Source organism: Embleya sp. NPDC050154 (assembly GCF_044460165.1).
GTDB lineage: Bacteria > Actinomycetota > Actinomycetes > Streptomycetales > Streptomycetaceae > Embleya.
On the sequence record NZ_JBITJP010000002.1, the window covers coordinates 330,142 to 340,809 of the forward strand.

The 10,668-nt window shown below is 69.9% G+C and carries 11 protein-coding genes and 1 tRNA gene; 7 read left to right on the forward strand and 5 right to left on the reverse strand.

Going from position 1 to position 10,668, the window contains the following annotated elements; genetic code table 11:
- Positions 1-918: 918 nt before the first annotated feature.
- Positions 919-1,797 carry an acyl-CoA thioesterase gene (locus tag ACIBSV_RS05065; protein ID WP_395859574.1) on the forward strand — a complete coding sequence of 293 codons (879 nt, stop codon included), beginning with the start codon at positions 919-921 and terminating at the stop codon, positions 1,795-1,797.
- 100 nt (positions 1,798-1,897) lie between these two features.
- Here ACIBSV_RS05065 and ACIBSV_RS05070 read toward each other — a convergent pair whose 3' ends face one another.
- The 3 genes from ACIBSV_RS05070 to ACIBSV_RS05080 all read right to left on the reverse strand — a co-directional run bounded on the left by ACIBSV_RS05070 (position 1,898) and on the right by ACIBSV_RS05080 (position 5,341).
- Positions 1,898-2,512: a zinc ribbon domain-containing protein gene (locus tag ACIBSV_RS05070; RefSeq protein WP_395859575.1), complete on the reverse strand. Its 615-nt coding sequence runs from the start codon at positions 2,510-2,512 to the stop codon at positions 1,898-1,900.
- A 507-nt stretch (positions 2,513-3,019) separates the two neighbouring features.
- Complete coding sequence (locus tag ACIBSV_RS05075; protein WP_395859576.1) at positions 3,020-3,724, reverse strand: hypothetical protein; 705 nt, start codon at positions 3,722-3,724, stop codon at positions 3,020-3,022.
- A gap of 1,173 nt (positions 3,725-4,897) precedes the next feature.
- Positions 4,898-5,341 (reverse strand): hypothetical protein, encoded by a 444-nt coding sequence (locus ACIBSV_RS05080; protein WP_395859577.1) that lies wholly within the window; start codon positions 5,339-5,341, stop codon positions 4,898-4,900.
- Between ACIBSV_RS05080 and ACIBSV_RS05085 the strand changes: the two genes are divergently transcribed.
- Positions 5,341-5,634 carry a hypothetical protein gene (locus ACIBSV_RS05085; protein ID WP_395859578.1) on the forward strand — a complete coding sequence of 98 codons (294 nt, stop codon included), beginning with the start codon at positions 5,341-5,343 and terminating at the stop codon, positions 5,632-5,634. The two genes, ACIBSV_RS05080 and ACIBSV_RS05085, sit on opposite strands and share 1 nt — an antisense overlap.
- A gap of 8 nt (positions 5,635-5,642) precedes the next feature.
- Here the strand turns inward: ACIBSV_RS05085 and ACIBSV_RS05090 are convergent, their stop codons facing one another.
- Together ACIBSV_RS05090 and ACIBSV_RS05095 are read right to left on the reverse strand one after the other, a co-directional pair.
- Positions 5,643-5,846 (reverse strand): hypothetical protein, encoded by a 204-nt coding sequence (locus tag ACIBSV_RS05090; protein ID WP_395859579.1) that lies wholly within the window; start codon positions 5,844-5,846, stop codon positions 5,643-5,645.
- A 297-nt stretch (positions 5,847-6,143) separates the two neighbouring features.
- Positions 6,144-6,227 (reverse strand) — tRNA-Leu (locus tag ACIBSV_RS05095).
- Between the two features lie 190 nt (positions 6,228-6,417).
- Here ACIBSV_RS05095 and ACIBSV_RS05100 point away from each other — a divergent pair.
- The 5 genes from ACIBSV_RS05100 (at position 6,418) to ACIBSV_RS05120 (ending at position 10,636) form a co-directional block, all read left to right on the forward strand.
- Positions 6,418-6,588: a hypothetical protein gene (locus tag ACIBSV_RS05100; RefSeq protein WP_395859580.1), complete on the forward strand. Its 171-nt coding sequence runs from the start codon at positions 6,418-6,420 to the stop codon at positions 6,586-6,588.
- Complete coding sequence (locus ACIBSV_RS05105) at positions 6,585-7,241, forward strand: hypothetical protein (protein WP_395859581.1); 657 nt, start codon at positions 6,585-6,587, stop codon at positions 7,239-7,241. Before ACIBSV_RS05100 ends, ACIBSV_RS05105 begins: the two co-directional genes overlap by 4 nt.
- A gap of 313 nt (positions 7,242-7,554) precedes the next feature.
- Positions 7,555-7,899, forward strand: a complete 345-nt coding sequence (locus ACIBSV_RS05110; RefSeq protein WP_395859582.1) for a hypothetical protein — start codon at positions 7,555-7,557, stop codon at positions 7,897-7,899.
- Between the two features lie 227 nt (positions 7,900-8,126).
- Positions 8,127-9,317, forward strand: coding sequence for an FAD-dependent oxidoreductase (locus ACIBSV_RS05115; protein ID WP_395859583.1), 1,191 nt, complete (start codon positions 8,127-8,129; stop codon positions 9,315-9,317).
- A gap of 185 nt (positions 9,318-9,502) precedes the next feature.
- Positions 9,503-10,636, forward strand: coding sequence for a terpene cyclase (locus ACIBSV_RS05120; protein WP_395859584.1), 1,134 nt, complete (start codon positions 9,503-9,505; stop codon positions 10,634-10,636).
- The last annotated feature ends 32 nt before the right edge of the window (positions 10,637-10,668 follow it).

Consider the following 10,668-nt stretch of genomic DNA (forward strand, 5'->3'; position numbering starts at 1 on the left):
ACCACAAAGCGGCGCCCCGGGCCCGCCCGCCGATCACGAACGAACCACAACCTTCGCGGCCCCGCGATCGCGCGACCCACGACACACGGACCCGCCGCACACGGCACCGACGAACCGCCGACCACCGCACAGGCGGCCGACACCGCCCCCGGCGGCCCTCGGCGACTCCACATCGACATCAATAGGGCAACGGGCGCCCGGAAGGTGTACGCAAATCCGCCGGCGGCTGCGGCCGCGGGGAAACGGGGCGTTTGACGATCCTGATCCGCGTCATGGCCACGTCCTCCTGGTCGTTCCGGTCACCGGCACAATCGCCGTCGTGCGCGCGCCGCGCACTATCTGCTCCTTCGATACCCACCGGGACGCGCCGAACCCCACCTCCGACGAACAACCGCCTCATTCCGCCGGCCGATTCCCGATTTTCCCGCCTCACCACCCCGAATCGCCCTTATCAACGGGCACTTGAACACCTTTCGACACCGGGCCGCGCCGTGTCGCCCGACGCCGAACAGACCACCTTGGGCAGTCCGCGCAGAACCACGCCCAACTCGACCGCACCCCAGTGCAGTTGCCACGCCCCTCGCGGGCGTCCACGCGTACACCCGCGCTGATCGCGGTCCTCGCGGGGCTTCCCGACCCACCAACCTCCCGAACGACGCCAGGGGGAGGTGCGCACCCCGGGGCACGGTCCGATCGACGCGCCGCGCCACCGCCCCGCCCCATCGGGCTCGGCCCGTCGCGCCAGGGCCTCGCCGCACCACAACCGCCTCACCGCAACATCGGATCACCGCACCACCGGATCACCGCACCACCGGATCACCGCGCCACCAGATCACCGAGGCGCCGCACCTCACGGTGGTCATCCTCACCGCGACTATAGTAAGTATGATTTTCCAACTTACTCGCGGAGGCGATGGTATGGATCATGCGGGAGTGGTGCGGGTGGGGGCGGGGCGAGGGCGGGGCGAGTCCGTACGTGAGATTGCTGTGGATCGGTCCTGGTGGGCGTGGGCCGGTGCACACGGTGGGCATCTCGCGGCGCTCGCGCTCGATGCGATGCGGGACACGTTGTTCGAGCGGTCCGACGCTGGGCGGTCGGTGCGGACCGTCAACGCGCACTTCCTCAGGCCGGTCGACGATCGGCCGTTCGTCCTGGCGACCACGGTCGAACACGCCGGACGAGGTACCTCGGTGGCCTCGTTCCGTGCCGAACAGGCCGGCGATCCGGTGCTGCTGGGTTCGGCGGTGTTCGGTGCCCGGCGTCCCGGTCCCGATCAGAACGGCGGCCCGGCGCCGACGGTGGCGCCGGTGGAGGCTTGCGCCCCGCTGGAGCTTCCGGTCGAACTCGTGCCGTTCACAAGGCGTTTGGAGATCCGGCCGGCGACCGCGACGCTGCCGTTGTCGGGTGCCGCGGACGCCGAGTTGACGGCCTGGATACGGTTCGCCGACGGCAGGCCGTTGGATGCGGCGGCCGTGGTTGTACTGGCCGATGCCCTGCCGCCGGCACTGTTCGCGCGCTGGACCAGGCCCAGGCCGGTCCCGTCGGCGGAGTTGACGGTGCACTTCGGCGACGCCTTGGACGAAGGCCCGGCGCCCGGGTGGGCCCTCGTCCGGATCCGCACCGAACACGCCGGCAGCGGCTGGGCCATGGACGACAGCGCGGTCTGGACGCCGGACGGCCGCCTCCTCGCCCTCGGCCGCCAGGCCCGCCGGGTCCTGCCCGACTCCGCGCCCGCAGACACGCCCGCCTCGCCCGCCTCCCCCGCCGCGGTGGCTACGTCGTCTGCCGGCTCCTGACCGTCGCGGCCGCGTCGCTCCGGTCGAAACGCCGAGATCCCGCCCACCCTTGCGGGCAGGCGGGATCTCGGCGGGGCCTACAGCCCCGCGTCACGACGTGTCAGCCGCGCCGCACGCTGCGCTGGGCCGTCTCGACGACACCCGTGACATGCGCCGGGGTCATCTGCAGCAAGCCGCCGACCTGATCGAGCAGCGCCCGCTCGGCCGAACCGATCCCGCCCTCCGCGGCGGCGATCAACGCCGCCCGGGTGAGCAGCCATTCCCGCCCCTGCGGCTGGAGTTGGTCGCCGAGCGGCACCAGCACCGGAGGCAACTCGAAGCCCGCACCCGCGAGATCCGCATCCAACTGGGCCACCGAGTACCAGGACACGCCCGCCTCGACCACCGCTTCGGTGGCCACCGTCCGCGCCGCCGTGGACGGCGTACCGGCAACTCGCAGCATGGTCACCGCAAGCGCCCGCATCCCCTGGCCCAACAACTCGGAGATCTGCGCGCTGGTCGCGCCCTGCAACACCGTGTCCTCGTACGTACCACCACAGGTCGCACACTCGACGTGCGTGCCCTGCTCCTTGAACGGGAAAATCGGAATGAAGAACAGCGTAAACCAGCGCCGAGCCAACTTCAGGTGATACTGCCGATCACCCCCGCACCTCGGACAGTGAAAAACGCCCTCGGAAAGCGTCTTGAATATGGTCTTGAAACCCCAAATGAGCATATTCCCAATCCCCGCTGTCAACGCAACGGCCCGATGCTCCCATACCGCACCCTCCGAGCCGATGCGCCGGGTGAACACGGTGCAGCCCCGGCGGCAGGAGGCGAGTTCGCGTTCCAGGCCGGCTCGACGACCGGCACCGGCCGGCCGGTCGGCACCCGCCGCTCTGCGACCCCATGGAGGTGATGAGCAACAGCGAGACCCGAGAAACGACAAACACCCGTCTCGGCCGAAGCCAAGCACGGGTGCCGATCGGTGCTGCTCGGAGACCGAACCGCATGTACTGAAGGTGTGGGGCGTTCACGAGTGGGGGCTGACCTGGAAAGTGACATCGAACGCATGCTCGGTTTACCGTGCAGTGGATGATCGTTTCCCGGGAGAGGCCTCTCGCGTGGTGGCTGAAGACGCACGGCCCGGCCCCGCACGAGCGACGTGTGCCCGTCTCGGGTGTCGATCCCAAGGTGTCCGCGTCTGGAGGTACTCGATGGGACACCGTCGTGGCGGGCAGTGTCAGGCAAGGTCCAGGGCTCGGACCACCGTGCCGTCTTCTGTGCGGCACTCGATGACATACGTAAGCATGCTCGCGTAGGACACGAATGCCGAGGAGACCGAATCCGTGCCCGGCCTGCCGTCGTGGAGGTCGTCCATGACATCCTCGTCGCACACGTCGACGATGTGGCGGTTGTCAGGATTTCCCAGGTCGGCGGCCAGCAGGTAGTTCACGCTGGTCGTCGCGGACAGGATCGGGTAGCACTCGGCTCCGTTCTTCAACAGGTCGCGTTCCTCGTCCTGTCGATAGCCGAAGAAATTGTCCTCGTACCACAGGTCGTCGCTGTCGCTCTCGTCGTAGTCGTTGCCGTCATGGTCCGCGGGCGGGTTGTGGCGGTCGAAGTCGAGGCGGACCTGCACTTCGGGTCCCGGCCCGGACAGTACTTGCCGGACCTCGCGGAGCCACGAGGGCAATACGACCGCGTTGCGCCGCTCCAGATGATCGAGCAGTGCCGCTTCGTCGCGGTGGAATACGATCCCGGGGAACCTGGCCACGAAGACGCGCAGCGCGGCCTTGTCCTCCTCGGGCAACGACGATCGGCCGATCCAGTCGAGGGCCTCGGAGGCCGAGCCCGTGACGCGGTGGGCCCCGTAGTCGAAGTCGTCGTAGATGATGTCGGCAATACCGCCAAAGTCGCGTGAACGGGCGTCTGTGTGGTCGGGCACGGGGCCTCTCCTGAGTGATCGTCAGAACGCCGGAGATCGTATATCGCCGCGGCGACAGCCGGCGGAGGCGGGCGGCGGCCCGTCACGAGCCGGGCTTGACCTGCGAAGAATCAACGAACGCGCAAGTGATTTCTCGCGCAGGCGGTGCACCTCCCGTTGCCGGCCGGTTGTCCCGCCGACTCTCCACGGCCAATGCACTTTTCGATGGCGACTGGCCGGTCACGCGGGCCGGATCCAGGCGCGTCGGACTGCCTGCGGCCCCGTTTGTGGACGGCCGCTCACGTTCTCAAGCGGGGCACACAAACCATGGTCAACTCCCCTGTCCGGACATCGAGTTCGCCCGTGCGCGGCTGTGTCGCAACGGCACACGAGGCAACTTGGCCGTTCCCCGGATGGATGTGTGCCTCCCTGTTGACGATGACTGGCGACACATCAGGGACGTGTGTGACCGGCGGTGCTGGAGGTGTTCGTCATGGAGGACACGGACATGGTTCCCATGCTCCGGAACGCGGTCGGTTTCTACTACGACCGAATCGAAGAACTCTACGAGCGGCTCGGGTTCCTGCGGGCGGAGATCGAGCGGGTCTAGGCCGAGCGGTCCCGCGCGTGGGAGGTGCACGAGCGTCTTTCCGAGGACCTGACCAGAGTCCTGGATGCTCGCGCGACCGACCAAGCGATCGATCCCGAGGACCGGGTGGACGATGACGCAGTCGAGGAGCCGACTGTTGTCGATGACGCCGGCGTTTCGGAGTCCGACGAGGTCTCGGCGGTGCGTCGCACGACATGGCGGGGTTCGCTTACCCAGGGAATCCTGCGGGTGCTCGCGGGGTCGGGTCGCCCGATGCGGGCACGTGAACTCAACGAGGCGCTCGGGCGGGAGGAGACGCGGTCCCGCCGCGAGACCATGCGAACGACATGCAAGCGCCTGGCGTCACGCGGTGAGGTCGTGGAAGTCGAGCCCGGGCTCTACCGGATCGCCTGGCAGGGGCGTGACGAGGAGGGGGTCGCCAGACGTAGTCGCCCTCATATGAAGTCGACCCCTCCCGAGGGAGGGGCCGCGGCGCCGATTAGAGGATTGCCGCCTCGCCGGTGCCTTCGACGTGGTCCCCAATCAGTGGCTCACGCGTGCCTTCGAGGTTAGAGGAAACACTCTCGCCTTGGGGGCCGCGTGGCCTATTTCGTCGTCTCCGGCGGCTCTTCGTCGCGGGGGCGGAGAGGCCGATCCTTGAGCAACGTATCGGATCCGACGCCGTCCTCCTCCTCGATGCCTTGGCCGAACTCGGCCTGCCCACACGGGTATGCGCGGCCGACCGCGCCTACACCGACCAGAAAGCGACGGTGTTTCAGACGCCCGTCAGGCGCCTGGGCTACCGCCTCGCCCTGGACTTCAAGGAAGGCGGACGCGGCCGCCAGGGCAGCTTCCGCGGGGCACCGCTGATCGATGGATGCCTGGCCTGCCCGCAAATGCCGGAACCGTTGCGCGAAGCCACAACTGGTTTGAAGGACAAACAGATCCGGATCCGCAGCAACGAGCTCCAGGCGTCGATCGCCGTGTGCGAGCCCTCCTACCTGCACCGCAAGGAAGGAGCCGACGAACGAGGCGCGATCCGGCTTCAATGCCCCGCTTCGGGCCCTCGCCCACGGTCAACTGCGGGCGCCGCGAGCGCCTGCACCCCACCGTTCGCGACCCGGGCTCTCGCCCGTCGGCGGCCCTGGACCTGAGCGACCGACGGCAACGGGCGGCCCACCCGGCCGCCCGCCCCACCGTGGTCCTCCCCGAGGGCGAAGGCGCGAGGCCGCCCGCGGTCGAGGGCCTGCCGACGATCTGCCGGCAGACCACGATGACGGTCCACGCGGACGCCGCCATCCCGAAATACCGGCAGGACTTCCCCTCCCTCTCGCCGGCCTGAGACGCCACCTACAAACCGATCCGCAGCCACACGGAAGGCATGAACGGCTGGCTCAAAGGCATCCCCATCGACATCGGGACAAGAAACACCGACCCGTGCGCGGACGCGTTGCCCAGCACCTCCCGGTCGCGATCCTGCTGGTGATCGCCAACCTCGACAAACTCGGCCGCCGGCTCGACCGAAACACCCAGCCGACGGACCTCGACCACCACAACGACGCGATGGACACGGGGCGACCCGACTGGGCCCCACTCACCGATGGCAGACCACCACCGCCACACATCGACTGCAACCCACACACCGGCAACCAGCCCCGACGCCCACCGGCCGCGAGGCGCACACGCACGCTGGCGACCGGGGCACGAGCACAGTCAGCAGCCATGAGCACCCGCCCCAGCCGGTCTCGGAGCCCTCAACAAGCCCCTGAACGCCGAAATCCCGCCCACCCTCACGGGCTGAACGGGATCTCGTCAATCGAACTCAGGCCATCTCAAGAACGGCCCCAGGTGTGTCCGAGGGGGGACTTGAACCCCCAAGCCCTTTCGGGCACTAGCACCTCAAGCTAGCGCGTCTGCCAATTCCGCCACCCGGACGAGTGGGCGCAGGGGTGGTGCCCTGCGTGCTTGGCAAGGATAGCAAGGTTCGGGAGGGCTTTGCGACACGGTTACCTGTTGGTTGGTTTGGCCGGCCCCGGTGGGCGTTTTGTGGGGATCAGGTGGTGGGTGTGGGTGGGGGCGTGGCGGGTGAACATTCCTGGGAGGAGTCGATCGGGAGGGGAATCCCATGCAGCTCGGCAGGCCGGTGGCGACGGGTGTGGTCGTGGAGCGGGTGACGCGGGAGGAGGAGCGGGAGCGGGACGTGGTGGCGTCCGAACCGAAGGAGGGTCGGGGGGCGGATGGGCGGGCCCCGGCGGTGCCTGCGGTGGAGGTGCCGCCGGTGGTCGCCGGGCGATGATCGGCCGGCGGCGGCTGCCCGAGGAGCGGGCGAGCGTCGCGCCCGTGGGGTACAAGGTCGCGGCGCTGTTGTTGTCGGTGGACGGTGATCGGGCGAGCTTCGCCGGCGTGTCGATCGGGCGCGGTCAGCCGTACGAGGTCGAGGCCGAGGCGCGCTGCGCGTACGGGCGACGGCATCGGCCGCCGGCGGCGCGCTGCGACTGCGGGTTCTATTGCCTGAATGCCGAATCGGACGCGCGCGACCTGATGTGCGTCACGGAGTATCGGCACGCCGCGCTGCTGCGGGTGGACGTGCTGGGCGGCTATATCCGCTTCGAGCGCGGCTTCCGGTACAGCCGGCAGCGGGTCACCTCGGTGTGGGTCGGGGCCTGCGGGTGCGGCAGTCCGGCCGAGTTGCTGGTCGACGCGGGTACGGGGGTGGTGGGCCGGCGCGGCCTGGTCGGCAGTTGTACCGGGTGTGCGTCCGGGCGAGCGGGGTTGTCGTTCGGGTCGTACGCCCGCCTCGCCGGGGTACCGGTGGCCGCCGACGCCAGTCCGTACGTGCGCGGCGAGTACGAGATCGTGCCGCAACTGGTCGCCGAGGTCACCCTGCTCCAGGCCCGGCTCGACCGCTGTCAGGAGCAACTCGGTCGGCTGCTCGGATCGGATCCGTGAAGGAGCCGCCGCGAATGAGTCCGGTGGGGCCGTGGGGCGTGAGGCCGGTTGGTCCGATGAGGCGGGCGGGCGCTGCACACTGCGTGAGAGCCGTAGGTCGTGGGGCTCCTGTGAGGCGTGAGCACCCTCTGGGCCCTGTGGGTCCCATGGTTCCCGTGCATCCGGTCGGTCCTGTCCGTCCCGTGGGTCCTGTCCGTCCTTTGAGTCCCGCCCGACCCGTGGGCCCCATGCATCCCGTGGGTTCCATGAGTCCGGCGAGCCCGGCCCCCAGCGAACCCGGCGAACCCGGCGAACCCGGGATGAGTTCCCGCCCATGAGCGCCCGCGAGGACGCACCGGGCCCGCGTGCGCTGCTGGTGGGCTGGGGGCTGTTCCTCGGCGCGGTCGTGCTGGTCATGGTGGACTGCACCGTCGTACTCGCCGGCTACTGGAACGCCACCGGCGACTGTCTGGAGCGATGGGGTTGCCGCGAACCGGCGGTCGGCCCGGCCGACGGTTCGCTGCTCGCCTTCGGGACGAGCCTGCTCGCGCTCTTCCTGGTCGCGGTCTCGACGGCGTTGCCGAGAGCGGGGCTGCGCGGCGTACGGCGATGGCTCGGCCTGGTCACCGTGGCGGGCCAACTGATCGGCGTCGCGACGGTGGTCGACGCCACGGGGTGATCGGGAAGGATCTCCCGGGTCCACCTGTTCTCGCTCGTGTGAGCGAGATGGTGAGCGTGACGACGACAGGGACCGGGACGTCGACCACGGCCGCGAGCACCGGTCCGCCCCGCACACGCCCCGAAGCCGGACGCGACCCGCGGACCACCGAAGGCATCGAGCCGGGAGGCGCCCGCCGGCCCGGGACAACTTCCGACTCCCCCGCCCACGAAGGCGTCCTCGACGTCGTGGTCATCGGCGCCGGGCAAGCCGGGCTGTCCGCCGCCTACCATCTGCGCCGCTCCGGACTGTCGTTCGTCGTACTCGACGCCGACGAGGGCCCGGGTGGAGCCTGGCGGCACCGGTGGCCCACGCTGCGGATGGAAGCCGTACACGGGATCCACGAGCTTCCCGGCCTGCCGGTACCGCAGATCGAGCCGGCCCGGCCCGCCTTCGAGGCACTGCCCGAATACTTCGCGACCTACGAGCGCACCTTCGACCTGCACATCGTGCGCCCCGTAGCCGTGACGGCGGTGCGGTCGACGCCTGCCCCGGACGCGACGCCCGGCCCCGGCACGGCGTCCCGCCCGACTCCCACCCCCGGCACGCCTCCCCTCGACAACGGCCCGCACGCCACCGACTCGCACGCCGCACACTCGCCCAACGCAATCACCACGACGCAACCCCGCGCCTCCGCCGACCTGTTGACCATCGAGACCGACCGGGGCACCTGGACCGCCCGAGCCCTGGTCAATGCGACCGGGACGTGGCGCCACCCGTTCATCCCGTACTACCCGGGCGCCGGCGAGTTCCGCGGTCGGCAGTTGCACATGGCGGACTATCGCGGGCCGGCCGAGTTCGCCGGACGGCATGTGGTCGTGGTCGGTGGCGGTACGTCCGCCATCCACGCGCTCGCCGAGATCGCCGAGGTCGGCACCACCACGTGGGTGACCCGTCGGCCGCCGGTGTTCCGCGACGGGGAGTTCAGTGCCGAGGTCGGTCGGTCCGTGGTCGCCCGGGTGGAGGAGCGTGTTCGTGCGGGGCTGCCGCCGGAGAGTGTGGTGGCGGTGACGGGGCTGCCGCCGACGGCCGCGGTGCGCGCCGCGCGAGAGCACGGAGTGCTGACGCGACTGCCGATCTTCGATCGGATCACCGCTCTCGGAGTGGAATGGGCCGACGGCTCGTCGGTGCGCGCCGACGCCATCGTGTGGGCGACCGGATTCCGCGCTGCACTGCGGCATTTGGCGCCGCTGGACCTGCGCGAGCCCGGCGGCGGCATCAGGATGGACGGTACGCACACCGCGCGCGACCCGCGCATCCACCTTGTGGGGTACGGTCCTTCGGCAAGCACGATCGGTGCCAACCGGGCCGGCCGCGCCGCCGTGCACGATCTGAAAGCACTGCTCTCCACCGAGAGCACCGCTCACATCGCGGCCTGACCCCCGAGCCCGTCCGCGAGAGCCTCGTGCACGCAGCACCACGACACGGCCCGCACACGCATCACCGCACGTGCCCGCACAAGCATCACCGCACGTGCCGAAGCGCCCGTCGACGTCACTCTCCGCACACGCAAAGGATCTTGCGCCGGCGACGCCGATGCGGCATAACAATGATCACGCAACGGGTGGGAGACCAGGTGCCGCAGGATGTGCTGTTCTCGATTCCGTTCGAGGCCCCGATCAGTCCGTACCTGGACCAAGCCCGGAGCCGCCACCTCGACTGGGTCCGCGACCGCGGCCTGATCCGCACCGACGCGGGTCTGCGCGAATACACCTCGTGGGACCTGCCGGAAGCCGTCGGCCGCACCTACCCGCACGCGTCGCCCGACGACCAGTTCATGTTGATGAACTGGTTCGCGCTCGCCTTCCTGTTCGACGACGACTGCGACGCCGACCCGGACGCCGACGCCCGCACCAGGGCCCGGTCCGGCACCGACAGCACCCCTCTCGGCAGCCCCGCCGCCCGCCCGCGGTCCCCCGAACGCCCGGACCGCGTCGCCGAGATCGCCCGCGAACTGATCACCATCCCGTTCCGCGAACCCGGCACCCCGCCCGACCTGGTCTCCCCGATCACCCTGGCCTGGTCCGAGGTCTGGGCCTCGATGTCCGACGGCACCTCGGTGACCTGGCAGAACCGGTTCGCGGCAAGCTGGGCCCGATTCCTCGCCTCGCACGCGTCCGAGCTGCGGATGAGCGCCTCCCGGGCGGTACCCGATCTGGACAGCTATCGCGTGATGCGCCGCAACACCGCCGGCATACCGCACTCGCTCGACGCGATAGAACGCAGCCGCAGGTTCGAGGTGCCCGCCCAGATCCAGGCCCACCCGCTCATGCGCAGGCTGCGCGAGGCCGCGACCGACACGATCGCCTACATCAACGACATCCAGTCACCGGGCCGCCGCGGCCGCCGGGTCGCGTCGCACAACCTGGTCATGGTCCTGCGCGACCGGCTGGACTGCTCACACGACGTCGCACTGCGCGAGGCGACCAGGATGACGTACGAGCAGCTCGACACGTTCATGACGCTCCAGGCGTACATGCCGCAGATCTGCGGCGAACTCGGTCTGGGCACGACCGAACGCATCGCCGTCGAGATGAGCGTCGAGGGGATGCGCAACTGGATCCGCGGCTACTACGACTGGGGCCTGCGATCCGCCCCCTACACCGTGCCCGACGTCGTCCCGGACGAACCCGCGCACGGCTACGCCGACGACCCGCACAACCCGGCCGCCACCCACCTGCGCACGCGGACGGCCTGACTGCGCGTCGGAAGTACCACACACAGACGGCC

Excerpts from the sequence above, each read along its gene's own strand:
- ACIBSV_RS05065 (WP_395859574.1), top strand. The coding sequence starts at position 919 with ATGGATCATGCGGGAGTGGTGCGGGTGGGGGCGGGGCGAGGGCGGGGC.
- ACIBSV_RS05070 (WP_395859575.1), bottom strand. The coding sequence starts at position 2,512 with ATGCTCATTTGGGGTTTCAAGACCATATTCAAGACGCTTTCCGAGGGC.
- ACIBSV_RS05085 (WP_395859578.1), top strand. The coding sequence starts at position 5,341 with ATGCCCCGCTTCGGGCCCTCGCCCACGGTCAACTGCGGGCGCCGCGAG.
- ACIBSV_RS05100 (WP_395859580.1), top strand. The coding sequence starts at position 6,418 with ATGCAGCTCGGCAGGCCGGTGGCGACGGGTGTGGTCGTGGAGCGGGTG.
- ACIBSV_RS05105 (WP_395859581.1), top strand. The coding sequence starts at position 6,585 with ATGATCGGCCGGCGGCGGCTGCCCGAGGAGCGGGCGAGCGTCGCGCCC.
- ACIBSV_RS05110 (WP_395859582.1), top strand. The coding sequence starts at position 7,555 with ATGAGCGCCCGCGAGGACGCACCGGGCCCGCGTGCGCTGCTGGTGGGC.